The sequence below is a fragment of the Corynebacterium gottingense genome, from assembly GCF_002285125.1.
In the GTDB taxonomy this organism is placed as follows: domain Bacteria; phylum Actinomycetota; class Actinomycetes; order Mycobacteriales; family Mycobacteriaceae; genus Corynebacterium; species Corynebacterium gottingense.
Genome location: NZ_NSGN01000001.1, coordinates 46,891 through 71,572, shown reverse-complemented (window position 1 = coordinate 71,572; position 24,682 = coordinate 46,891). Strand labels below are relative to the sequence as shown.

At 66.4% G+C, this 24,682-nt stretch carries 21 protein-coding genes; 17 read left to right on the top strand and 4 right to left on the bottom strand.

Annotation, left to right across the window (positions count from 1 at the left end; translation table 11 throughout):
• Position 1: 1 nt before the first annotated feature.
• Both arc and CKJ82_RS00330 read left to right on the top strand, forming a co-directional pair.
• Positions 2 to 1,552 (top strand): proteasome ATPase, encoded by a 1,551-nt coding sequence (arc, locus tag CKJ82_RS00335; RefSeq protein ID WP_095536587.1) that lies wholly within the window; start codon positions 2 to 4, stop codon positions 1,550 to 1,552.
• Between the two features lie 99 nt (positions 1,553 to 1,651).
• On the top strand, positions 1,652 to 2,632 hold the full coding sequence (locus tag CKJ82_RS00330; RefSeq protein WP_095536586.1) for a bile acid:sodium symporter family protein: 981 nt from the start codon (positions 1,652 to 1,654) through the stop codon (positions 2,630 to 2,632).
• A 1-nt stretch (position 2,633) separates the two neighbouring features.
• Here CKJ82_RS00330 and pdxR read toward each other — a convergent pair whose 3' ends face one another.
• The gene (pdxR, locus tag CKJ82_RS00325) at positions 2,634 to 3,998 is read right to left on the bottom strand and encodes a MocR-like pyridoxine biosynthesis transcription factor PdxR (protein WP_095536585.1); all 1,365 of its coding nucleotides are present in this window, start codon (positions 3,996 to 3,998) and stop codon (positions 2,634 to 2,636) included.
• 79 nt (positions 3,999 to 4,077) lie between these two features.
• Between pdxR and pdxS the strand changes: the two genes are divergently transcribed.
• Positions 4,078 to 4,962 carry a pyridoxal 5'-phosphate synthase lyase subunit PdxS gene (pdxS, locus tag CKJ82_RS00320; protein ID WP_095536145.1) on the top strand — a complete coding sequence of 295 codons (885 nt, stop codon included), beginning with the start codon at positions 4,078 to 4,080 and terminating at the stop codon, positions 4,960 to 4,962.
• Positions 4,963 to 5,068: 106 nt separating this feature from the next.
• On the opposite strand, the gene CKJ82_RS00315 is transcribed toward pdxS, so the two are convergent.
• Entirely contained in the window at positions 5,069 to 6,556 is a 1,488-nt protein-coding gene (locus CKJ82_RS00315) for a peptide MFS transporter (RefSeq protein ID WP_095536584.1), read from the bottom strand.
• Between the two features lie 67 nt (positions 6,557 to 6,623).
• Here CKJ82_RS00315 and dop point away from each other — a divergent pair, with 67 nt between their 5' ends.
• The 7 genes from dop (at position 6,624) to CKJ82_RS00280 (ending at position 16,013) form a co-directional block, all read left to right on the top strand.
• Positions 6,624 to 8,135, top strand: a complete 1,512-nt coding sequence (gene dop, locus CKJ82_RS00310; protein ID WP_095536583.1) for a depupylase/deamidase Dop — start codon at positions 6,624 to 6,626, stop codon at positions 8,133 to 8,135.
• Between the two features lies 1 nt (position 8,136).
• Positions 8,137 to 8,325, top strand: a complete 189-nt coding sequence (locus CKJ82_RS00305) for a ubiquitin-like protein Pup (RefSeq protein WP_154878256.1) — start codon at positions 8,137 to 8,139, stop codon at positions 8,323 to 8,325.
• Positions 8,326 to 8,330: 5 nt separating this feature from the next.
• Complete coding sequence (gene pafA, locus CKJ82_RS00300; RefSeq protein WP_095536582.1) at positions 8,331 to 9,722, top strand: Pup--protein ligase; 1,392 nt, start codon at positions 8,331 to 8,333, stop codon at positions 9,720 to 9,722.
• Between the two features lie 32 nt (positions 9,723 to 9,754).
• Complete coding sequence (locus CKJ82_RS00295; RefSeq protein WP_095536581.1) at positions 9,755 to 11,710, top strand: helix-turn-helix transcriptional regulator; 1,956 nt, start codon at positions 9,755 to 9,757, stop codon at positions 11,708 to 11,710.
• Between the two features lie 83 nt (positions 11,711 to 11,793).
• Positions 11,794 to 12,081 (top strand): Sec-independent protein translocase subunit TatA, encoded by a 288-nt coding sequence (tatA, locus tag CKJ82_RS00290; protein ID WP_095536580.1) that lies wholly within the window; start codon positions 11,794 to 11,796, stop codon positions 12,079 to 12,081.
• Between the two features lie 78 nt (positions 12,082 to 12,159).
• Positions 12,160 to 13,140 carry a twin-arginine translocase subunit TatC gene (tatC, locus tag CKJ82_RS00285; RefSeq protein WP_095536830.1) on the top strand — a complete coding sequence of 327 codons (981 nt, stop codon included), beginning with the start codon at positions 12,160 to 12,162 and terminating at the stop codon, positions 13,138 to 13,140.
• 5 nt (positions 13,141 to 13,145) lie between these two features.
• Complete coding sequence (locus CKJ82_RS00280) at positions 13,146 to 16,013, top strand: DEAD/DEAH box helicase (RefSeq protein WP_095536579.1); 2,868 nt, start codon at positions 13,146 to 13,148, stop codon at positions 16,011 to 16,013.
• Here the strand turns inward: CKJ82_RS00280 and CKJ82_RS00275 are convergent.
• Entirely contained in the window at positions 16,010 to 16,633 is a 624-nt protein-coding gene (locus tag CKJ82_RS00275) for a trypsin-like peptidase domain-containing protein (RefSeq protein ID WP_095536578.1), read from the bottom strand. The genes CKJ82_RS00280 and CKJ82_RS00275 overlap by 4 nt on opposite strands.
• 33 nt (positions 16,634 to 16,666) lie before the next feature.
• Between CKJ82_RS00275 and CKJ82_RS00270 the strand changes: the two genes are divergently transcribed.
• From CKJ82_RS00270 to CKJ82_RS00245, 6 genes are all read left to right on the top strand, one after another.
• Positions 16,667 to 17,767 (top strand): M24 family metallopeptidase, encoded by a 1,101-nt coding sequence (locus tag CKJ82_RS00270; RefSeq protein WP_095536577.1) that lies wholly within the window; start codon positions 16,667 to 16,669, stop codon positions 17,765 to 17,767.
• Positions 17,768 to 17,771: 4 nt separating this feature from the next.
• Complete coding sequence (locus CKJ82_RS00265; RefSeq protein ID WP_095536576.1) at positions 17,772 to 18,548, top strand: SDR family oxidoreductase; 777 nt, start codon at positions 17,772 to 17,774, stop codon at positions 18,546 to 18,548.
• A gap of 5 nt (positions 18,549 to 18,553) precedes the next feature.
• The gene (locus tag CKJ82_RS00260; protein WP_095536135.1) at positions 18,554 to 19,753 is read left to right on the top strand and encodes a lipase family protein; all 1,200 of its coding nucleotides are present in this window, start codon (positions 18,554 to 18,556) and stop codon (positions 19,751 to 19,753) included.
• A 9-nt stretch (positions 19,754 to 19,762) separates the two neighbouring features.
• Positions 19,763 to 20,347 carry an FxsA family protein gene (locus CKJ82_RS00255; RefSeq protein ID WP_095536134.1) on the top strand — a complete coding sequence of 195 codons (585 nt, stop codon included), beginning with the start codon at positions 19,763 to 19,765 and terminating at the stop codon, positions 20,345 to 20,347.
• The gene (gene lnt, locus CKJ82_RS00250) at positions 20,348 to 21,880 is read left to right on the top strand and encodes an apolipoprotein N-acyltransferase (RefSeq protein WP_205691319.1); all 1,533 of its coding nucleotides are present in this window, start codon (positions 20,348 to 20,350) and stop codon (positions 21,878 to 21,880) included.
• 95 nt (positions 21,881 to 21,975) lie between these two features.
• Entirely contained in the window at positions 21,976 to 22,962 is a 987-nt protein-coding gene (locus CKJ82_RS00245; RefSeq protein ID WP_095276638.1) for a polyprenol monophosphomannose synthase, read from the top strand.
• Positions 22,963 to 23,029: 67 nt separating this feature from the next.
• Here the strand turns inward: CKJ82_RS00245 and CKJ82_RS00240 are convergent, their stop codons facing one another.
• Positions 23,030 to 23,401 (bottom strand): RNA polymerase-binding protein RbpA, encoded by a 372-nt coding sequence (locus CKJ82_RS00240; RefSeq protein WP_095276641.1) that lies wholly within the window; start codon positions 23,399 to 23,401, stop codon positions 23,030 to 23,032.
• A 475-nt stretch (positions 23,402 to 23,876) separates the two neighbouring features.
• Here CKJ82_RS00240 and CKJ82_RS00230 point away from each other — a divergent pair, with 475 nt between their 5' ends.
• Positions 23,877 to 24,611: a YceI family protein gene (locus CKJ82_RS00230; protein ID WP_095536574.1), complete on the top strand. Its 735-nt coding sequence runs from the start codon at positions 23,877 to 23,879 to the stop codon at positions 24,609 to 24,611.
• The last annotated feature ends 71 nt before the right edge of the window (positions 24,612 to 24,682 follow it).

The following is a 24,682-nucleotide window of genomic DNA, read 5'->3' as shown; positions in this document are numbered from 1 at the left end:
TATGGCTGGCAACACAATCAACGACGACGCATTCGGCCCCGAGCTGCGGGAACTCAAGCGCGAGAATCAGGCGATGAGCTCGCGAAACAAGAAGTTGGCGGAGCTGCTTAAAGCGAGCCGCGACAAGCTCAACGACCTGTATGCGCAGGTGGAAGCACTCGGCGATCCGGCGTCGACGTACGGGGTGTTCCTCGAGGGATCCCCGCGCGGCCACGAGGCCGAGGTGTTTACCTCCGGACGCCGCATGCGCGTCAAGGTCGCGCCGACCGTGTCGCCGGACGCGCTGCGCCCGGGCACGCTGGTCCGCCTGGGCGACGGCGCCATCGTCGTTGAGTCCTGCGGGTACGAGGCCGTCGGCCAGCTCGCCACCCTGTCCGAGAAGATCAACACCGAGCGCGCGATCGTGGCGGACCAACAGGGTGCCGAGCACCTGGTCTACCTCGCGCAGCCACTCCGGGAGCACGCACGCGCAGGCGATACGGTCCTGGTGGACACCCGCGCCGGGTACGCCTTCGAGCGAGTTCCCAAGACCGAGGTCAACCAGCTTTCCCTCGATGAGGTTCCGGACGTCACCTACGCCGACATCGGCGGACTGAGCTCGCAGATTGAGATGATCCAGGACTCGGTCGAGCTCCCGTTCTCGCACCCGGACCTCTACCGAGAGTTCGACCTCACCCCGCCGAAGGGACTGTTGCTCTATGGCCCGCCCGGGTGCGGAAAGACGCTTATTGCCAAGGCCGTGGCCAACTCGCTGTCGCAGCGCATCGGCGACGGGGGACAGGCCCACTTCATCAACGTCAAGGGCCCCGAGCTGCTGAACAAGTTCGTCGGTGAGACCGAGCGACGCATCCGCCTTATCTTCGAGCGCGCCCGCGAGCTGGCCGAGGGCGGCCGCCCCGTCATCGTGTTTTTCGACGAGATGGAGTCCATCTTCCGCACCCGCGGCTCCGGGGTCAGCTCCGACATGGAAACCACCGTGGTGCCGCAGCTGCTCACCGAGATCGACGGCGTCGAGGGTATCGCCAATGTGATCGTCATCGGCGCAACCAACCGCGAGGAGCTCATCGATCCCGCCATCCTGCGCCCCGGACGCCTGGACATCAAGGTCCGCGTCTCGCGCCCGAACCGCGCGGAGGCCGAAGACATTCTCGCCCGCTACATCACGCCGGCTATCCCGCTCGCTGCGGCACCCGAGGAGCTCATCGCCGCGGCCGCCGACGCCATGTTCGCCCCGCGTCCGTTCGTGCGCTTGGAGCTTGTCGACGGCACGTCGCAGCTCCTCCACTATTCCGACTTCATCTCCGGCGCGATGATCGCCAACGTGGTGGACCGCGCGAAGAAGCTGGCGATTAAGGACTGGATCGGGGCGGTGGGCGTCGATAAGCAGCCCAGCGCCGTGCAGAAGGGGATTAACGCGGAGCATCTCCGGGCGGCCGTGCGCGCTGAGCAGGACGAGAGCGAGGATATGCCGAACACGGCGAACCCCGATGAGTGGGCGCGCATTTCCGGCCGGCAGGGCAAGCGAGTGGTGGCCGCGGAGGTCGTCGGGTAGCAATCGGGCGAAACGCCCAAACATGTGCGCGGCATCACTTATACTCACCCATATTCCGTTATGCGGAGTTTCATCCCACAGAGTGAGTGGGAGTTCGCCATGAGCACACAGGAAGATCGCTCGGCAGCCATCGCCGTCGCCGCGTTCCCGGCCTTTATTCTGCTCGGTTCGGTGCTCGCGTTTGTCGCGCCAGGGCCGTTCCTCCCGCTGACCAGCTTCATCACGTACTTCCTGATGATCATCATGTTCGGTATGGGGCTCACGCTGACCATCCCGGACTTTAAGGAGGTGGCGAAGCGGCCCGTCCCGATCGCCATTGGCGTCGTCGCGCAGTTCGTGATCATGCCGCTCGGCGCGGTCGCGGTGGCCAAGCTCCTAGGCCTGAGCCCTGCGCTCGCAGTGGGGCTGCTCATGCTGGGCTCGGTTCCCGGCGGCACCTCCTCGAACGTGATCGCGTACCTGGCCAAGGGGGATGTCGCGCTGTCCGTGGCGATGACGAGCGTTTCCACGCTGCTCGCCCCGATTGTGACCCCAGTTATCATGTTGCTACTCGCCGGCGCTGACATGGCGGTGGACGGTGCGGGGATGGCCTGGTCGCTCGCGCAGACCGTGCTCATCCCGGTGATCGGCGGGATCGCGCTGCGCTACGCGCTCGATGCGTGGATGGGCAAGATCGCTCCGGTGCTGCCGTGGATCTCCATCCTGGGCATTGGCGGCGTGGTCTTCCCAACCGTGGCGAAGAACCACGAGGCGCTCATCGAGGTCGGGCTGCTCGTGTTCGCGGCGGTGCTGCTGCACAACGCGCTCGGCTACCTGCTGGGCTACTTCACGGCGAAGGTGACAGGGCAGCCAGAGAGCTACCGCCGGACGGTGGCGATCGAGGTGGGCACGCAGTCGGCGGGTCTTGCAAGTGGCATGGCCGGCAAGTTCTTCTCCCCAGAGGCGGCGCTGCCCGGCGCGGTCGCCGCGGTGCTACACAACATCACCGGCGCGATCTACGCCTGGGCAGTACGCCGGAAGGCGGGGACACCTGCCGGCGAGCCCCCGCGTCGCGCTGAGGTCGCGGCCGCAGCTGGCTAGGTCAGGCCGTCTTTCCCGGGTGGATGGCCTCGAGCGCGTACTCGAAGTCCTCATCCGTCAGGTGCGAAAAGCTCAGGACAAGCCCATCCCCACCACCCGACCACAGGCTGGACTCGTGGCCGCACTCCACGCCGCTGGCGGCAAGCTGGTCCTCGAACTGTTGCCGCAGCGCAACGGTGGGAAACTCGGCGGTAATGTCCGCGCCGCCTGCTTCCGGCACGGTCACCCGCGCGCCGCGCGCCTCCAGGGCGGGGACCACCGCGGCGGCAACGGCTTTGCGCCGTCGCGCGAGCCGATTGTGTGCTGCACGCGCGTTTCGGCGCACGTACCCGCGGTCGAGGAGGTGCGCGATGGCGCGCTGCGTCACCGTGGCCACAGGCATTCCCAGGAGCTCTCGGGTCTCTCGCAGCGCGGGAGCAAGCGTGGGGGAGGCCACGACATACCCCGCGGCGAGCTCGCGGGAGAGGAGCGTGGAGAACGTGCCGAGCGTGAGCACGTCGGCGCCCGGTGACAGCGCCGCGAGCGGGGGCTGTGGCGAGATGAGGTAGCGCAGCTCGGTGTTGAAGTCGTCCTCGATGAGCACGGCGCCGGTCCGCGTTGCCCAGTTGAGCAGGGAGGAGCGGCGCGAGGCGCTCATCGCACCGCCAAAGGGGTACAGGTGGGACGGAGTGACCAAGAGCGCGTTGAGGCGGTCTGAAAGCTCGCCCACGACCACCCCGCCGGGATCGGTGGTGCAGGGGACCACCTCGTGTCCGCTGAGGGGGATCACGCGACGCAGGCCGGGGTGGCCCGGGTCTTCAACGCCCACGCGCAGCCGCGACCCCAGTGTGTACAGGATGAGCTGCAGCCCTTCGCGCGATCCTCCAGTGACCACCACGTGTGCGGGGTCGACCTGTATGCCACGCGCGAGGCGCAGGTGCTCGGCGATGGCGGCTCTGAGTTCTGGTTCTCCGGTCTTATCCAGGCTGGCACCGTCCGCGTTAAGGGCGTCCCTCCAGGCCTTGCGCCACGCGGCCGGGCGCACTGCGCCGGCGCTGCCCGCGGACGGCCGCAATGACACCCGAGGGCGGGGTGTCGTCCTTGGGCGCGTGTCGCGCTGCGGCTCCTGCGCCGGTGGCGCAAGCGTGAGCGCCGGGTGGATCCGAGTCGGTGCGCCCTGTGCAGCGAGAAGGAAGCCCTCACTGATGAGTTGGTCGTAGGCGGTAACGACCGTGCCACGGGAGACGCCGAGCTGGCGGGCGAGTGCGCGTGTGCTGGAGACCGTGTCTCCGGGCTGCAGCGTGCCGTTGGTAACGGCGAGCCGAATCTGCTGCGCGATCTGTGTGGGCAAGGGGATGGGCAGCTCGGAGGAGATGCTGAGGAGCACACGATCACCAACTGGTACAAGGAATGAAAATGATACTGGACCTTGGAATCTACCAGTTATGCACTGACAATGGAGCACTATGACAGATTTCACCAAGTTTGCAGAACTCACCAACTCGTTCAAGGGCGGCGTGATCATGGACGTCGTCACGCCGGAGCAGGCGAAGATCGCCGAAGCGGCCGGTGCCGTGGCCGTCATGGCGCTCGAGCGCGTTCCCGCGGACATCCGCGCCGAGGGCGGCGTTGCTCGCATGTCCGACCCCGACCTCATCGAGGGCATCCTGAACGCCGTAAACATCCCGGTGATGGCGAAGGCCCGCATCGGCCACACCATGGAGGCGCGCGTCCTCGAGCACCTGGGCATCCACTACATCGATGAGTCCGAGGTGCTCAGCCCCGCCGATTACGCCCACCACGTGGACAAGCGCGCCTTCGACGTTCCCTTCGTCTGCGGCGCCACCAACCTCGGCGAGGCGCTGCGCCGCGTCAACGAGGGCGCCGCGATGATCCGCTCCAAGGGCGAGGCTGGCACCGGTGACGTCTCCGAAGCCACGAAGCACATGCGCGCCATCCGCAGCGAGATCGCAGCGCTGCAGGCCACCTACAATGCCAACCGCGACGAGCTCTACGTCGCCGCTAAGGAGCTGCAGGCACCCTACGAGCTGGTCTGCTACGTCGCGGAACACGGCAAGCTGCCGGTGCCGCTGTTTACCGCCGGCGGCGTGGCAACGCCTGCCGACGCCGCGCTGATGATGGAGCTCGGCGCCGACGGCGTCTTCGTCGGCTCCGGCATCTTCAAGTCCGGGAACCCGGAGGCACGCGCCAAGGCAGTGGTCAAGGCCGTGCGCAACTGGGACGACATCGCCGTCGTCACCGAGGCGTCCCGCGGCCTGGGCGAGGCGATGGTGGGCATCAACGTTGCTGACCTGCCCGCACCGCACCGCCTGGCAGAGCGCGGCTGGTAGCGCACGCCCCGCTCGTCGCGGAACTGAGGTAACGAGGAAAGCCGGCCCCGAGGGGCCGGCTTTGTGGTTGGGATGGGGACGCGGTGGCGTCGTGAAGCGAGGCGCGCTAGCGCACGTCGACGAACTTCTTCAGCACCCAGCGGCGAATCGAGATCAACCCTACGCCAAGCACAATGGTGATCACCGACAGCGTAATGAAGAACGTCCGCTCGGCGGAGGCATCATCAGGGTTGTACAGCGAGCCGAGCACGCCAGATAGCGCCGTGCCCATAGACAGCGACATCAACCAGGCAGCAAACAGCCGAGATTTAAACGCCTCAGGTGCTACCTTCGTTGCCAGCGAGTTGCCCACAGGAGACAACAGCAGCTCGCCCATCGTGAACATAAAGAGGATAAGCACCAAGACCAGCAGCGGCGTCGACTTCGGACCACCACCCGCGTACGGCAGGAAGAAGAAGAGCGCGCTACCTGTAACCAAGTTTGCCACACCAAACTTCACCGCAGATGACCACTGGCGCTGCCCCAGCGCAGTCCACATGGCTGCAAAGATGGGGGAGAAGACCACGATGAAGAAAGGGTTAAACGCCTGTACCTGGGCCGGCGTGAGCTCCCACATCAAGAAATTCAGGTTAGCGCGCTGATCGGAGTAGACCGCGACCACAGTGAATTGGGATTGAAAGATCGCGAAAAACGCCACAGAACCAAACAGGAGCGGAATGTAGCCGGTTAGACGCGACTTCTCAGCAGGGGTAACTTCATCAGAGTGGAACATTTCCCACAACAGGTAAATCGTGGCGATAAGAGCGATAGCAAACACGATCCACGACAGCGATCCGAGCGGAACAATGCCGGTGACCAGCAGCGCGACTACGACAACAACGACAGCAATTGCACCAATCGCCCACATACCACGCCGCTCGCGCGGCAGTGGATTTGGAACTTCAGATCCGACAGCGCCGATGGAAGACTTCCGCATAATGATGTACTGCGTCAGTCCCATTGCCATTCCGATCGCGGCAAGCCCAAAGCCCCAGTGGAAACCGGCCTTGCCCCACACTAGGCCAGTCAACGCCGGGCCAAATAGGGAACCAATATTGACCGACATGTAGAAGATGGAGAAGCCAGCGTCTCGGCGGGGATCCTCACGCGAGTACAAATCACCGAGCACCACCTGCGAGGACGTTTTGACTCCACCGGAGCCTATACCGATGCACACCAAGCCAGTGGCAAGGCCTAGACCGCCAGGCACAAGGGCGAGGACGATGTGTCCGACCATCACCAGGATCGCGGAGTAGAACAGTGTGCGCTCCGCGCCAAGCAACCGGTCACCCACAAACGAGGCGACCAGCGCCATCATGTAGACGAAGCCACCGTAGGCGCCCACGAGGTTAAGCGCCGTGGTCTGGTCAATGCCCAGACCACCTTCAGTGGTGGAGTAGTACATGTAGAAGGCCAGGAGGGCCTGCATGCCGTAGAAGCTGAAGCGCTCCCACAGCTCAATGCCGAAGAGGTTAGCGAGTCCCCAGGGCTGACCGAAGAATTTACGTTCCTTCGGCGCTACACCTGGGTCGCTTGCGAGGGTCTCAGAACTCATGTAAATAAAATACGCCAGTATGCATTTTTCACACAAATAGGCATACCAACGAGTACGGTAGTTCAGTATGACACGTTACATGGGGACCGAGACCGAGTACGGGATCACGACCCCGGACGACCCGTCGATAAGCCCGCTGCTCACCTCGACGCACGCGGTGGTGGCGTATGCCGCAATGAATACGGCCGCCCGCTCCCGCTGGGACTACGAGGAAGAAGCACCGCTCAAAGACACCCGCGGGTTCGATCTGCAGCGCTACCGCACGGTGCCCGTGGTGGACCCGAACGCGATGGGCGTGGCCAACGTGGTGACCACCAACGGCGCGCGCTACTACGTCGACCACGGCCACCCCGAGTACTCCTCGCCGGAGGTGTCCAACGCATGGGACGCAATGATTTACGACGCCGCCGGGGACTACGTCCTCAACAAGGCCGCGTCGGACATCCGCGAGCTGTGGGAGCAGCAGGTCAGCGTGCTGGACAAGACCGCGCCGTGCCCGCCGCTGAAGTTCTACAAAAACAACGTTGATGGCAAAGGCCAGTCGTACGGCAGCCACGAGAACTATCAGTACTCCCGCCAGACGGACTTCTCGCGGCTCACCCAGGCGCTCGTCCCGTTCTTTGTCACCCGCCAGGTCATCATCGGCGCAGGCCGCGTGGGCATTGGTCAGGAGTCAGAGCGCGACGGCTTCCAGATCTCGCAGCGCGCGGACTACTTCGAGCAGGAAGTCTCGCTGGAAACCACGCTCAACCGCGGGATCGTCAACACGCGCGACGAACCGCACGCACTGGCCACGAAGTTCCGCCGCCTGCACGTCATCGTTGGCGATGCGAACATGAGCCAGTTCTCCAACTTTCTCAAGTTGGGGATGACCAAGCTCGTGCTCGACTGCATCGAGGCTGACGTCGACTTCAGCGACCTGCGGCTCGCCAACGCCGTCGACGAGATCAAGCAGGTCTCCCACGACCCAACGTGCACCCATCGCCTGTTGCTTGTCGACGGACGCCGGCTCACCGCAATCGAGCTCCTCCGCGAGTACCGCGAGCGTGCCGCAGCGCTCCCGGACCTTGACGAGGTCGATGCAAAGGTCCTGCGCCTGTGGGGCGAGGTGCTCGACGACCTCGAGCGCGACCCGCTGTCTACCGCGGACCGCCTCGATTGGACGGCGAAGTGGGCCCTCATCAGCCGGTACCTGGAGCGCGGCGTACCCATCTCGGACCCGAAGCTCAAGCTGATTGACATCCAATACGCCGACATTGACCCCGCGAAGTCGCTGTACCACGCTCTCGTGCGCAAGGGACAGATGCGCACGCTCGTGGACGAGGAAGTCATCCGCCGCGCCGTGACCGTGCCGCCGGAGGACTCCCGAGCGTGGTTCCGCGGCAAGGTGAGCGAAAAGTTCGGCGAGGCCATCATCGCGTCGAGTTGGCAGTCCGTCCTCTTTGCGGTGGGCGACCAGCCGATCCGGTTCCCCATGGACGAGGTCGACGGCTTGACCAGGGCGGAGGTCGGCGAGCTTATCGAGCGCGCCGAGACCGTCGAATCACTACTGAAAGGATTAGAATCGCACCATGTCTGACATGTCTAAGCAGCAGTTTGTACAAGGTGGCAACCACGGCGATGACGGCGCGGACGAGGGCGCCGTTGATGCCGGGCAGGCCCAGCTGAACACCTCTGGCACCGACGACATCCTCGACGAGATTGACGCCCTGCTGGACACCAACGCCGAGGAATTCGTGCGCTCGTTCGTGCAGAAGGGCGGGCAGTAACCCGCATGGCCACCGTCTACCCCCGCCGCATCATGGGCGTGGAGACCGAGTTCGGCGTCACCGCGTTCGAGCACGGCAAGGCCGTGCTGACGCCCGAGGAAATCTCCCGCTACCTCTTTCGCCCGGTCGTCGCCGAGCACCGCAGCTCCAACATCTTCACCGACAACGCCTCGCGCCTCTACCTCGACGTTGGCTCGCACCCCGAGTACGCCACCGCCGAATGTGACTCTATCACCCAGCTGCTCAACTACGACAAGGCTGGCGAGGTCATCTTCAGCGACCTCGCCACGCAAGCAGAGCAGGCGCTCGAGCGGGACCGTGTGGGTGGCAAAGTCTTCCTGTTCAAAAACAACGTGGACTCGAAGGGCAACTCCTACGGCACGCACGAAAACTACCTGATCAGCCGCGAGCTCGCCCTGAAGTCGTTCGGCATGCAACTGCTGCCGTTTCTCATCACCCGCCAACTTCTCTGCGGGGCCGGGATGATCAAGAAGGGGCGCTTCGTCCTCTCGCAGCGCGCGGACCAGGTGTGGGAGGGCGTCTCCTCGGCCACCACCCGTACCCGGCCGATCATCAACACCCGCGACGAACCCCACGGCGATTCCCACCGCTTCCGGCGCATGCACGTCATCGTCGGCGACTCGAACATGGCGGAGCCCACGTTCGCGCTCAAGGTCGGCTCGACACTGTTGGTCATTGAGATGCTCGAGGCTGGTTTCGACCTCCCGGATTTCACGCTCGACAACGCCATCAATCACATCCGCGACATCGCGGCGGACCCCACGGGCCAGACGCCACTCGCGCTCAAGAGCGGGGGCACAGTCACCGCGCTCGAGGTCCAGCAGGCCACGTTGGATGCCGCACGGCGCTGGTTGGAGTCCCGGCCGGACGAGGGCACGCCGAACGAGGAAATGGCACGCGTCATTGACTTGTGGCAGCGCACCCTGGACGCGATTGCGTCTCAAGACTTCTCCGGCGTGGACCAAGAGATTGACTGGGTAATCAAGCGAAAGTTGTTACTCCAGGTCAAAGACAAGCTTGGGGCTGAGTGGGACCATCCAAAGCTCGCGCAGATCGACCTGACCTACCACGACATCAACCGCGAGCGCGGGCTGTTCTACCTCCTGGAGCGCAAGGGCCTCGTGCGCCGGTGGACCACCGACGAAGCGATCTCCCACGCCGCGACGGCACCGCCGGAGACGACGCGCGCGTCGTTGCGCGGCCGGTTCCTCAGCGCTGCGCGCTCGGCGGGGATGGACCACAATGTGGACTGGGTCCACCTGAAAACCAACCGCCCGGAGCCCCGCACCTTGGAGCTGCTCGACCCCTTCGCTACCGAGGACCAGCGTGTCGACGAGTTCATCGCACAGATCCGCGCGATGGGCGCCGCCGACTAGCCGGACCGGGGACGAGGGAGAAAGGCAGTTACGTGGCAGAGCTCGAACCGGAAGTCCGGCAGGCGAACCTGGCCTTTGCCATGCTGGGGTCCTCGCACGACCGCGAATCGGAGTGGGTTGCCCGCAACGTGGACGGCTACCAAGACCTGGAGACCGAAGCGCTACGCGTGAAGATCCGGCGCGATGTTGAGGCGCTGCGCCGGGCAGGAGTGCCTATTTCGTATTCCGGCGGGACCCTCACCATGGACCGGGACCGCTACGAGCTGGAACCCGTTGACCTCACCGAAGAAGAGGCAAGCGCCGTGGGCTTGGCGGTGGATCTCAGCACTGGCGGCTCTCTCGGCGCGTTTGCCCGCTCCGGCTGGACCAAGCTCGCGGCATCCGGCGCGACCCGCGTGTTTGACAGCGCGCCGTTGACCTCTGCGGCCGGCGACGCCAACCGCATCGACCCGCAGGCATTCCACAACCTCCTCGCCGCGATTGAGCTGCAGAAGCGAGTCTCGTTCGACTTCACCCCAGCCGGCGGAGGCCACCCGCAGCGCCGGACGTTGGACCCGTGGGACATCGTCTCGCTGAACAACCGCGCCTACCTCGTAGGATGGGACATCGAGCGCGACGCCGACCGTATCTTCCGGCTGGTCCGCGTCGCCAACGTGACCCTCGTGCGCGAGACCGAGGACTTCCACCAGTCGCCCGAGAACACCGGGGAGCTGGTTCGCGACGTGCTGCGCGGACCGGTCACCGACGCCATCGTCACCGTGCGCCGCGGCACCTGCGAGGAACTCGCCGCCGCCGGCACTCGCGCGCCGGGCACCCGGGGCGACTCCCTCGCGGACGGCGACGAGATTCGTCTGCACGACGCCGAGCTCGACTGGGTGGTGCGCACATCGGCGGCCCACGCCGCCGACCTGGTCGCCGTGGAGCCGGAGACGGTCCGCGAACAGGTCATCGCCCTGCTCAAACATTCCGCCACGCCACACGACGCCCCGCTCCGCAGCGCAACGAGCGCCAAGGCCCCGTCGCCGGAAGACTTGGGGAGCAAGCGCCCCGCGGGTCACGCAAACGCCACCGGGTCAACCAGGCTCGTCCGCCTCCTCAACCTCCTGCCGTACATCACGCGGCACCAGGGGAAATCGCTCATGGAGATCGCTCGCGACCTCGGGTCCAGCGTGGACGAGGTCCGCGATGACCTCAACCGGCTCCTGCTTTCCGGGGTCGGGCGCGGCCCGGGCGAGATGTTCGACCTCGAGCACACCTGGCGCGGTGTGACCGTCCTGGATGACCAGGGTCTCACCGCGCCACTCCATCTCAAGCCCACCGAGGCCCACGCGCTGCTGCTCCTGCTCGAATCGCTCGAGACGCTGCCCGGCCTGGTCAACGTCGACGCCGTGCGCTCCGCCGCGGACAAGATCCGCCGCGTCAACCGGAAGCGCGGGGTAGCGGACGTGGACCAGGTCGGCGGCCTGGGGCCCGTCGCGCAGGAGATCCGCCAGTCAATCGACGCTGGCAAGCAGCTCGAGCTCCGCTACTATTCCGCTTCCTCGGACCGGGTGACCGAGCGAGCCGTTTCCCCGCTCGGCGTTTTTCAGCGCGACGAGCAGGCGTACCTGCAGGCGCTCGACGGCGACCGCGTCAAGTCCTTCCGGCTCGACCGAATTCGTGAGGTCAGGCAGGGGGAGGGGGACGCGGAGGCGTCGATAAGCGTCGCGCCCCTTGACCCCGACAACCCTTTCGGACTGGCCGATGCGCCACTCGCGCAACTGCTGGTGCGCAGCGACGCGACGTGGATGGCCGACTACTGGGAACTGGAGATCGACGAGGCGGGCGGCACCGGAACGTGGGTGCCTGCGACGTTCCGCTTTGGCAGTGAGGACTGGCTGGTGAGGTTCTGCCTGGCCCACGCGGACCGCCTGCGCTTGGTGCAACCGGAAAGCTTGGTGGACGCGGTGCGCGAGCGTTCACTTCGCGCGCTCGACGCGTTAAGATGACGCGTGAGATATTCAGAAATCCAAACATTCGATGTCGATGTTTTCGTTGCAGGGCATCGCTGATACCCGTGGAAAGAGAAACCATGCCAAACATTGGTTGGACCGAGCTGCTCATCATCCTGGTCATCGTGTTGCTGCTGTTCGGTGCAAACAAGCTGCCGGACCTCGCACGATCGATGGGTCGCTCCGCGCGCATCTTCAAGTCCGAGGTTGATGAGATGAAGCACGACGACGCGGGCGAGGCACCCAAGGCTCAGCCGAACGCGATCGAGTCCGGCCGCAACGCGGAGACCCAGTCCGTTGCGCAACCGGAGAGCTTCTGGAACAAGCCGGAGCACCAGCGCAACCAGACCCCGCCCGCGCAGCAGTAACCGCTCGCGACAGAGAGGGGAAAAGCGTTGGCGCTGAAGCTCAAGCGCGCGAGGAAGCCGAAAAACCCAACCGGTGAAATGAGCCTGGTGGAGCACCTCCAGGAGCTACGTCGGCGCGTCATGGTGTCCATGGCCGCAATTTTGGTGGGCACCATTGTCGGCTTCATTTGGTATCAGACCGCCCCGCCGGGCATCTTTCCGTTGGGCGAGATCATTCGCGGCCCCTATTGCAACCTGCCCAGCGAACTGCGCGTAGACCTGGCCGGCGACGGCGAGTGCCGCCTGCTTGCCACCAGCCCGTTCGAGATGTTCATGCTGCGCCTGAAGGTCGGCGCCCTCGCCGGTCTCGTCCTGGCCTCACCGGTGTGGCTGACGCAGATCTGGAACTTCATCACCCCGGGGCTGCACAAGAACGAGCGCCGCTACACCTTTACCTTTGTCACGCTGGCGGTCGCACTGTTTGTGGCTGGCGCTGTGCTCGCGTACTTCGTGCTGGACAAGGGCCTGTACGTGCTCATGTCCATCGGCACCGAAGTGCAGGTCGGCGCACTCACCGGCGGCAATTACTACAGCTTCCTGCTCGCGTTGATCGTCATCTTTGGCGTGAGCTTCGAGCTGCCGCTCATCATCGTGATGCTCAACCTCGTCGGCGTGCTGCGCTACGAGCATGTTCAGGACAAGCGCCGCATGATCATCGTGCTCATCTTCATCTTCGCCGCCATCATGACGCCGGGCCAAGACCCGTTCTCCATGGTCGCGCTCGCGCTGTCCATCACCGTGCTAGTGGAGATGGCCTTCCAGTTCTGCCGCATTCATGACAAGCGCACGAACCAGTCGCGCCCGGAGTGGATGGACCTTGACGACGAGCAAGCGTCCGGCCCCGTCACCTCCTCCGGCTCCATCGGGCGCGCACAGCCCGTCGGCGCGACCTCCCGGCCAAGCGCGCCGTCGAGGGTTTCCCCGTCGGCACCGCCGGCGGCCCCGAGCGCCCCGCCCGCCCCGGGCCGCGGTGGCTCGCACACCTACGGTCACGGGGATCCGTTCAACGACGTACTGTAAGGGGCATGGATTCCAGCGTTACCCCCTCACAGTCAGACAACCAAAGTCTTTCGGAGGACAACACCGCCGAGACCACAGGGGCCACTGAGGCTTCCGCACCCTTAGCGTTTCTGCCGGAGTTCCGCGACGCTCAGCCCTTCCCACTCGACGACTTCCAGGTGGAGGCCTGCGCAGACATCGAGCGCGGCCACGGCGTCCTCGTGTGCGCACCGACCGGCTCCGGCAAGACGGTTGTTGGCGAGTTCGCCGTTGCGCTGGCCCTGCACCAAGGCACGAAGTGCTTCTACACCACGCCCATCAAGGCGCTGAGCAACCAGAAGTACCACGACCTCGTCGCCGAGCACGGCGAGGACGCCGTCGGCCTCCTCACCGGCGACACCTCAATCAACGGGTCCGCCGAAATCGTCGTGATGACCACCGAGGTGCTACGAAACATGATCTACGCGGACTCCCGGCAGCTTGACCGGCTCTCGCACGTGGTGATGGATGAAATCCATTACCTCGCCGACCGGGACCGCGGCGCGGTGTGGGAGGAAATCATCCTCAACCTGGACGAGTCCGTCAGCCTCGTCGGGCTGTCCGCCACCGTGTCCAATTCCGAGGAGTTCGGCGAGTGGCTCGACGCGGTGCGCGGTGATACCCGCGTGATCGTCTCCGAGCACCGCCCGGTCCCGCTGAGCCAGTACATGATGGTGGGCCGCAAGATCTTCCCGCTGTTCGAACCCGACACTGGCGGTACCGATGACACAGAGGGCGGGAAAGTGAACCGCGCCCTCGTCCACGCGATCGAGCGCATCGAGTCCGGCTCCCGCGACGAGGGACGCAGCGACTTCAAGGAGGGCCGCGGCTTCCGCGCCCGCTCGACCGGCCGCCGCAGCGGCGCCCAGCGCGCCCAGGACAAGGTCAAACCCGTCGGCCGCCCGCAGGTCGTCGCAGCACTGGGAAGCCGCGACATGCTCCCGGCCATCGTCTTCATCTTCTCCCGCGCGGGCTGCGACGGCGCCCTCTTCCAGTGCTTGCGCTCCCGCAAAGAGCTCACCACCCCGGAGGAGCAGGAGGAGGCAAGGGCTATTATCGACGCCGGCGTCGAAGGCATCCCCGACGAAGACCTCGACGTGCTCAACTTCCGCCAACTCCGCACGGCGTGGCTGCGCGGCTTCGCCGCCCACCATGCCGGCCTGCTCCCCGCGTTCAAACACATCGTGGAGCAGCTGTTCGTCCGGGGTCTGGTCAAAGTAGTCTTCGCCACCGAAACGCTTGCGCTGGGTATCAACATGCCGGCGCGCACCGTCGTGTTGGAGAAGCTGGTCAAGTTCAATGGCGAGGCGCACGTCGACCTCACGCCGGGGCAGTACACGCAGCTTACCGGCCGCGCGGGCCGCCGCGGCATCGACCATATCGGCAACGCGGTGGTGCAGTGGTCTCCGGCGATGGACCCGCACGAGGTGGCAGGCTTGGCGTCCACGCGCACCTACCCACTCATCTCGCAGTTCCAGCCCGGGTACAATATGGCGATCAACATGCTGGGCATGAACGGTTACGACGACTCCATCCGGCTCATCGAGCAGTCGTTCGCCCAGTTTCAGACCAACCGCTCCGTGGTGGGCGAGGTGCGTGACATCGACCGCCTGCGCTCCAAGGTACGCAGCCTGCGCGCGCAACTGGAACGAGACGTGGCCGGCTTTAACCCGCCGGGCACGGACCCGGCGGCGGCCCTGGAGGAGTACCTGCAGTTGCGCCGCGACCTCTCCGAGGCTGAGAAGGACGCGCGCCGCCACGCGCTGGAAAACCGCCAGGCGGAGACGGAGACGATCCTGGGGCGGCTGCGCGTCGGCGAGGTCATCGCCTTGCCGGGGAAGAAGAAGCCGGAGCTAGCCGCCGTCGTACAGGTGGCGGGAAAGAAGCGCGATCCCCGCCCGTGGGTGACCACGGAACGCGGCTGGTCCGGGCGCATCGACGCCGGCTCGTTTCGCAACGCGCCAGTCGTCGTTGGGCAGATCAAGGTACCCCGCCACGTGCAGGACCAGCCGCGCAAGCACACCCGCAAAGTGGTGAACATGCTGCACAGCGGGAATTTCAACGCGCCGCGTAAGCTCAAGGACAAGGTGCGGGTCCGGCCCAGCAAGAAGGTGACCGCGCTGCGCGAGGCCATGCACAACCACCCGGTGCACGCGTGGCCGCCGCATGACCGCGAGGTGCTCGCGCGTGTCGGGGAGGAGCTGGTGCGCAACGAGCGCAAGCTGCGCCGGCTGACCAACAGCGTGGATCGTTCGACCGATTCGTTGGGCCGCACCTTCGAGCGCATCATCGGACTGCTCACGGAGATGGACTACGTCGAGCTCATCGGCGGCGAGCCGCGCGTGACCGACGAAGGCGAGCGCCTGGCGCGCATCCACAACGTCTCCGACCTGCTCGTCGCGCAGTGCCTCAAGCGCGGTATTTGGGACGATCTGGACCCCGCGGAGCTCGCCGGCGTGGCGTCCATGGTGGTGTTTGAAAACCGCAAGGCCACGCACGGCGAACCGGAGGCTGCCACGGACCGAATGGCGGAGGCGATGGGGGAGACCATGCGCGTCTACGGCGAGCTCTCCTTTGATGAGCAGCGCCACCAGCTGCCGGTGACCCGACTCCCGGATCCCGCGTTCTCGCTCGCCATGCACCAGTGGACCGCCGGCGCCCCGCTCGGGTACGCACTGGCGGCGGCCGCGGAGTCCGGCACCGAGCTGACCCCCGGCGACTTTGTGCGCTGGTGCCGCCAGGTCATCGACCTGCTCGAGCAAGTCAAGAAGACCGGGTACAGCGACGAGGTCCGCGACAGCGCCAACCGGGCCATTGACGCTATTCGACGCGGCGTCGTCGCCATCGGCAACTAGCAGGCGACCCGTGCCACCTCGATGGCGTCGCGCACTTCCTTGTTCAGCAGGGAGACGGTGGCGATGTGCAGGTTGACGCGCCACGGGTCGAGGATGAGGGACTGGACGCCGGCGAGGTGGGCGTCGATAAGCACTGGGCCCCCGGAGTCCCCCTTGATCGCGGGGGCGGCGTTGGCGACGATGCCCGCCGGGCGCACGATGGTGCGCATGCTGCGCGAAAAGGCGAGCGGAAGCGTGATGAGGAATCGCCCGTCGCGGGCCGCGGGGGAGGTGGCGCCGCCGCCGAATCCGAACGTGACCGTACGTTTCAGCGCGCTTCCAAGCAAGCGCGCCGGCGGGGCGAGGGGCGGGTACGGTCCAGGCGGCGCGTCGTCGGCGGTGCGGACGCGATTGAGCGTGATGAGAGCCACGTCGGTGCCTTCGAAGATGCGCACTTCGCGGGCGCGACGGCGGGTGCCCCGCAGGCGCACCGTGATGCGGGACGGGGCGGGGCGCTCTGGAAGCAGGAAATGGGCGCAGGTGAGCACCGTGTCCTGAGCAACGAGGATGCCCGAGCAGTAGCGCGCGCCCACGGAGCAGCGGACGATCAAGTCGGGGTAGCAGGGGACAGGGTCGGTCACGCGCTCGAGTGTAACTGGCCTATCATTGCCAGCATGACGCGTATAGATCAGTCCACGTTCGCACACCGTCGATCCCGTGCCGCCGAGCTCGTTGCGGCGCACAAGCTCGGGGGCCTGGTTGTTGGCACCGGCCCGGAGTTTGCCTACCTCACCGGCTCCTGGGCCTCCTCGCACGAGCGGCTCACCGCCCTGGCCATCGGGCCGGACGGGCGGGTCGTGCTCGTCGCTCCGGTGACGGACATTGGCAGCCTGGGCGTTGCCGGCGACGATGTGGAAATCCGCGGCTGGCAGGACGGGCAGGACCCGTACCAGCTGGCAACTGAGGCGCTCGATGCGTCCGCACCCGTGGCGCTGGGCAGCTCGCTGACCGCCAACCACGTCTTCGCGCTGCAGGCCCTGCTCCCGCAGACCCGTCTGGCAACGGACACGCTCGCCGAGCTTTTTATGGTTAAGGAACCGGCCGAGCTGGCAGAGCTCAAGCGCGCCGGCGAGGCAATCGACCGCGTCCACGCCCGCGTGCCGGAGTTCCTGGTGGCGGGCCGCACCGAGGCGCAGGTGGCCGCCGAGCTGGACCGCCTGATCATGGACGAGCACGAGTCCGTCGACTTTGTCATCGTCGGCTCCGGCGAAAACGGCGCCAACCCGCACCACGACTTCTCCGAGCGCGTGCTGGAAGACGGCGACGTAGTTGTCGTGGACCTGGGCGGCACGCTGGATTCTGGCTACCACTCGGACTGCACCCGCACCTACATCGTGGGCGGCGACCCTGCGAAGGCGGATCCCGAGGTGGTCAAGGCCTACGAGGTACTGTTCCGCGCCCACCAGGCGGCGGTCACCGCGGCACGCCCCGGCATCACCGCCGGCGAGCTGGACGCGGTGGCGCGCGGCGTGATCGAGGAGGCCGGGTACGGCGAGTACTTCACGCACCGCCTGGGCCACGGCATCGGCCTGGCGGGCCACGAGGACCCGTTCATCATCGCCGGCAACGACACCGCATTGCAGGCCAACATGGCGTTTTCCATCGAGCCGGGCATCTACGTGCCGGGCAAGTGGGGCATGCGCCTGGAAGACATCGTTTACCTGGACGAGGACGGCGCAGTCTCGCTGGATAACGTCTCCCGCGACCTCCGCTAAGCCCATGTCTCGACCCATCCGCGGCGGGAGGACCGCCGAACCGCCCACCACCGGCACGGTGCTCGTGCTCGGCGGCACCAGCGACATTGGCACCGCCATCGCCCTGCGCGTCTGCTCCGGGCGGAGGGTCGTGCTGGCCATGCGCGAGCCCGAACGCGCTGACGCCCGCGCCATCGCGGAGCGTCTGCGCGACGCCGGCGCCACCCGCGTCGAGTGCATCCGGTTTGAGGCCACGGAGCTCGAGTCCCACCGCCGGATAGTGGAATCCGTGCACGCCGCGGAGGAGATCACCACCGCCGTTGTCGCGTTTGGCGTCCTCGGCGATCAGTCGCGCGCCGAGCGCGACGAGTCCGAGGCCGTCCGCATCGGCAGCGTGGACTACCTCGCACAAATCAGCGCGCTGACCGTGCTGGCGGACGTCATGGGTCGCGGCAACATCTTTGCGTTCTCATCCATCGCCGGCTGGCGGGCCCGCCGCGCGAACTACGTCTACGGCTCCACCAAGGCGGGGCTCGACGCGTTCTGCCAGGGCCTGGCGGACCGGCTCCACGGCTCGGCGCTGCACTTGATCACCGCGCGCCCCGGGTTTGTTATCGGCTCGATGACGGAGGGGATGACGCCCGCGATCATGTCGGTGACTCCGGACGAAGTCGCCGATGCGGTCGTCGACGCCGCCCAGCGGGGCCGCAGCACAACCGTGTGGATCCCGCGCCGCCTCGCCGCGCTCGCGCTGGTCATGCGCCTCGTCCCGCGCCCGATTTGGCGTCATATGCCGAGGTAGGTCGCATGTTTCCTCTCACCCGCACAATCGCGGGGCTGCTTGTCGACGCCCTCCACGACCCCCGCCGCACCGAGCCGGAGCACACCACGCCGACGTGGGTGACGGGCATGACTCCCGGATCCCTCCTCAACGCCCGCGAAATCAAGGCCGTAGGCCTGACCAAGCGTCTCAACCCCGCCGACGTTTGGGGGATCGACTACGTTACTGCGGACGAGGACGGCCGCGCCCTCACCGCCACCGGGGCGGTCTTCCGCTCGCGCACCCCCTGGCCGGGCCACGGCCCGCGCCCCACCATCGCGTTCGCCCCCTCCACGCAGGGCGTCGCCCCGCGCTGCAATCCCTCGTACTCCTGCACCGTCGGCCTCGCCCCGCGCCGCGCGCCGTGGGACCTCATCGCCGCCTACGAGCAGCCGGCGATCAACCTGCTGCTCGCGGCGGGCGCCAACGTCGTGCTCACCGACTACCCCCGAAACCCGGCGGAGAACGTGCAGCTGTACTGCGACCATGTCGCCGCCGCGCAGTCGCTCATCGACGCCACCCGCGCCGCCTCATCCCTCTCCGTCGACACCACCGTGCTCGGCCTGTGGGGCTTCTCCCAGGGCGGCGGGGCAGTGGGCGCCTGGCTCGAACGCCCGGAGTACGCCCCGGAGCTCCAGCCGCAAGCCGCCGTCGTCGGCGCGCCCCCGGCCGCGCTCGTGCCGATGCTCGACCACGTCGACGGCGCCATGCCCTCCGTGGTGATCCTTTACGCCGTCGCGGGACTCATGGCGCACCACCCGGATCTGGCGGATGAGATCCTGCCGCACCTCAGCCCCGAAGGTGCCGCGACGATCCTGGCGGACTCGGACCTCTGTGCCGTCGGGGCGTCGCTTCGCCGCCCCTGGGCGCACACGACCCGGTGGACTCGCAGTGGCCTCAGCATGGCGGAGCTCCTCCACTCCCTCCCTGGCACCTCCGAGCACCTCGAGTCGATCGCGCTCGGACGCAGGCGCCCGCTGCGCATCCCGACCCGGTTCTGGGGCTCGCTCCACGACGACATCATCCCGTACCCGCAGCTCACCGCGCTCGCGAACGCGTGGGAGATTCCCTTGCAGACGCGCCGCATGCCGCGCGTGCCGGGCAGGACGGGCGTCAACCACTATGGCCCGTATTTCCAACATCTGGCTGGTGACGTCAAATGGCTCGTGCGACAGCTGGACAGGTAGTCTGGCCGCATGCCGCTGTTTATTTTCGCCTACTTTCTCATTGAGGCACTCGCGTTCTTCGGCGTTGCCAAGCTCATCGGCGTCGGCTGGGCACTGCTCGCCACCTTCGCGCTGATGTTTCTCGGTGGTGCGCTCGCCAGCCTCGCGCTGCGGGGCACGCTGGTGAACGCCGCCGAGGGGCGCTCGTCGCTCGGCAGGGTAGCGGGGGACTCCGCCCTGTTGATGACGGGATGGCTGCTGTGCATCATTCCCGGCTTCGTCAGCTCCCTGCTCGGGTTCCTGCTCGTCTTCGGCCCCACCCGCGGGTTCCTGCGCCGCTTCATCAGAACGCGGACGATCCGGAGCATGGAAAACTTCGGTGTCCGCGTGTACAACACCTCGCCGCTGTCGCAGTTCCAGACCAGCTACGGCAACTTCGGCACCGGCCGGCAGGCAGGCCGCCACCAGGCGCACGAGCAGGACACGGAGCACGACGTCATTGATGCCGACGAGCTCGAGGCCATGTTCCGCGCCGAAGGCCCGAAGGATGATCGTGGCGACGGGGACGGAGGGGCGTCGACAAGCAAAGAGCCCGACGGCGGAAAGGACAAGTAGGTGCGGGGAGTGCTGCGACTGCTGCTGGCTGCGGGGGCGGGCGCGCTGGCGTACCTGTCCTACGAACCGCACGGGCTCTGGTGGGCGGGCGTCCTCGCGATGGCGCTGCTCTTTGGCGCGCTCGCGCCGTGGGGGAGCGCGCGGCCCGGGGTGTGGACGGGCGCTGGTCTCGGCCTCGTCCAGGCGCTGGTGTGCTACCTCCTGCTGTTGCCGTGGATCGGTGAGTTCGTGGGCGCGATGCCGTATGTGGCGCTCTCCGTCTTCCTGGCGCTGTACGCGCTGGCCACCGGCGCCTTCGGCACGCTCGTTGCCCGCTGGCGCTACGGCTTCGCCGCATTCGCACTGGTGTACGTGGCCGTGGAGTTCTGTCGCTCCTCGTTCCCGTTCGGTGGGTTCGCCTGGGTGCGGCTCGCTTGGGGGCAGATCGGCGGTCCGCTTGGCAACCTTGCGCATTTCGGCGGGCCCGCGCTCGTGACGTTGGCGGTGGTGCTCGCCGGCGCAGGGCTGGCGGCGCTGGTGGTCGCCCGCGGGCGCGCACGCGCTGCGGGCGGGGTCGCGGTCGTGGCGCCGCTGGTCTTGGGGCTGGCGGCGTCGGCTGCGGTCAACACGCCCGCCCACGAGGTTGGGACGGCCCGCGCGGCGACAGTGCAGGGCAACGTCCCGCGGCTCGGGCTGGATTTCAACGCGCAGCGCCGCGCGGTGCTGAGCAATCACGTGGAGGAGACCAAGCGGCTGGCGCAGGACGCGAAGGATCAAGGACAGCCGCTTGACCTGGTGATCTGGCCGGAGAACGCCTCGGACGTCAACCCGTTTACGGACCCGGAGGCGGGCGCGCTGGTCAAGGAGGCCGCTGCGGCCGTCGGCGTCCCCGTCCTGGTGGGCACACTCACGCGCGACCAGGTGGGGGAGCGCAACACCATGGTGGTCATCAACCCGGACGGCTCGGTGGGCGAGCGGCACAACAAGCGCTTCCTCCAGCCGTTTGGCGAGTACATGCCCATGCGCGACTTCTTCCGCAACTTTTCCGACATGGTGGATCTGGCCGGGGACTTCAAGCCCGGCGATGGCCCGGGCGTGGTCCGGATGGGAACGACGGTCGTCGGCGTGGCCACGTGCTACGAGGTCGCGGAGGATCCGGCTTACCGCATGGCGGTGCGCAACGGCGCGCAGCTGCTGGCCACCCCGACGAACAACGCGACCTTCGGCTTCACCGACATGACCTACCAGCAGCTGGCCATGAGCCGCATGCGCGCGATCGAGACCGACCGCGCCGTGGTCGTCGCCGCGACCTCCGGGGTCTCTGCGATCGTGCACCCAGACGGTTCCGTCTCCCAACAAAGCGAGATTTTCCAGGCCGCGCACCTGCAGGAGGAGCTCCCGCTCAAGGACTCCATCACCCCAGCCGTGCGGTTCGGCCAGTGGCTAGAGTGGCTGTTAGTACTCGGCGGTGCCGCGGTCGCGCTCGGTGCCGTGGCGCGCCCCAAGCGCGAGTATGCTGCTAAGAGTCCCGCGGAGAAGGAGCGCATGGCTTAGCGACGCCCACGCGGCCCCACCACAGGCCCGCACCCACTTCCGCGAACCGAAACGAATACCCAACAAGACGTATCTGCAAAAGGAGTCAATCGCCCATGGCGAACGCAACGCTGGTGATCATCCCCACCTACAACGAGCTGGAGAACATCCCGCTGATTACGGAGCGCGTACTGACGGCGAACCCGGAGGTCGACCTACTGATCGTGGACGATAACTCTCCGGACGGCACCGGCGACAAGGCTGATGAGCTGGCGGCGAAGCACGATGAGGTCCACGTCCTGCACCGCGCTGGCAAGGAGGGCCTGCTCGCCGCCTACCGCGCCGGCTTCCGCTGGGGCTTGGAGCGTGACTACGCCGTGCTGTGCCAGATGGACGCGGACGGCTCCCACAAGCCGGAGGAGCTGCCGCGACTGCTCACCGCGATTGAGCGCGGCGGCGACCTGGTGATCGGCTCCCGCTACGTCGAGGGCGGCGAGGCGAAGAACTGGCCCCGCCAGCGCTACCTGCTGTCCAAGCTGGGCAACCAGTACATCTCGCTGGCGCTCGGTGACGACGTCGCCGATATGACCGCCGGCTACCGCGCGTTCCGCCGCGAGGTCCTCGAGGCCATCGACCTGGACGCGCTGTCCAACAAGGGCTACATCTTCCAGGTGGACCTGGCGCACAAGGTCATCGACGCCGGCTTCGACGTGCGCGAGGTACCCATTACTTTTGAGGACCGCACGCTGGGCGAGTCCAAGCTGGACGCGAGCTTCGCCGGCCAGTCCCTCGTCGAGGTGACGAAGTGGGGCGTGAAGGAGAAGTCCTGGAAGGTCAGCGAGATGGCCAAGGAGGGCGGCAAGCTGCTTCAGTACGAGTTTGATAACTCGAAGCTCTCCCGCCTCGGCGCGAAGGCCGACCAGCTGCCGGAGCAGGTGGTCAACATGATCGCCGAGGGCGCGAAGCTGGGCAACTACGAGCTGAACAACAGCCCCCTGCGCAAGGTACCGGGCAAGGTCACCGACATGGTGAGCCAGGCGACTGAGATGATCAGCGAGGGCCTCGGTCTCGTGCGCTACGAGGCGACCAAGAAGCAGCGCTAAGCACCAACGACCAACGGCCCGGACCACAGTGGACTCACTGTGCCGGGCCGTTGCGTATGTTCGGGGCTTACTTCTCGCCCTGCTGCTCCTTTGCCAGTCGCGCGGCGGCGCGGCGGCGCTTGCGCAGGTGCTCGAGGCGCTCCTCGAGCAGGACGTCAAGCTCCTCGATGCTGCGGCGCTCGCGCAGCATGTCCCAGTGGGTGCGCGGCGGCTTGGCCGGCTTGGACTCCACGCCCTCGCCCTCAATCAGCGTGCCGAGCTGGCCGTTCTTGCACATCCACTCCTCGGGGATCTCCGCATCATCAGCGAAGGGGACCTCAAAAACCTCCCCGTCGGGGGTACGGTACTTTGCCATCTGGCGCGGGGCCAGGTCGTGGTCCCTGTCGGTTTCGTAGCTCACTGCACCCATGCGGCTTCCACGGAGCACACGATCAGCCATGCTGTATCAATCCCTTCATTGCGAGTCACTGCAAGCCATTGCAAGCATTCCCAGTCGATACAGTATAACGGTCAACCTGCCCGCATTGTTCCCGCGGATGGGGTTTGGCGCGGCGCGTGTATTAGGCTTGCCGTGTGGCTAGCGAAGGAAAGCAGGCGCCCACGTGCGCGTGGTGCGGAGGGCAGATGCCCGAGCAGCAGGGTAGGGGCCGCCGGAGGAAGTTCTGTAGCGCCTCGTGCAAGCAGCGCGCGTACGAGCAGCGGCACTCGCTCTCCGGCACCCAAATCCCTGCGGACGCAGTCATCCTCTCGCCGAAAAAGGTTGCGGACCTGCGCGATCAGCTATATCAGCTGCGGTGCGCGGCGGAGGACGTCCAGACCGCGGCAAACGAGGGCGCGACCCCGGAGGAATTACGTCACTTATGTGACGAAATGGTGAATCTGTCCCACAGCATCGAGAGGTTAAGGTAACAGGTATGCACAACGGCACTGAAGCTGGAAAAAGTTTCGACGAGGCCGCACTGAAGCGCAGGCGGACGCTGCTCATCGTCGCCGGGTCGATCATCGTGGTCATTCTGCTTGCGGTCGCGTTCGTCCCGCTCGCGCTCGGGGGGCTGTTTGGAAACGGCGTGAAGACCGAAGGCATTGACGAGTCGCGCCTCAAGGCCGCCGATACGCCTCTCGACGGCCACTGGAAAGTCTCGTCGCGCCCGGGCCCAAACGGCTCGTCGGCGGGCTTTACGTTCTTTGAGATCCTCCCGGGCCAAGAGAAGGTCACCTCGGGCTCAACGGAGGGCGTGAGCGGCTCGGCGGATATTGAGGCCGGCACGCTCACCGCCGGCGAGATCACCGTCGACATGACCAACCTGACGAGCGATAGCGACGTCCGCGATTCCAACGTCCGCCGCAAGATCCTACACACGGACCAGTTCCCGGAGGCGACGTTCCGCGTCACGGAGCCGGCGGACGTATCTCAGGTGCCGGATGACGGCTCCGTGGCCAAGGTGGAGCTCACCGGCGAGATGACCATCCACGGCGAGACAAACACGGTGACGCACGAGTTCGACGTCGCGCGCTCCGGCTCGTCGCTGATCGTCGCGGGCGATGTCCCGATCAACCGGGCGGATTACGGCGTCGAGTCGCCGGAGTTCGTGGCGGCCAAGATTGACGAGCAGGGCGAGGTCAACATCCGCCTCAACATGCACCAGTAGCCGTCCTATATTACGTCACTTGACGTAATATATATGCGTATTTGTCCGATAATGTACATTATGTCAACTAA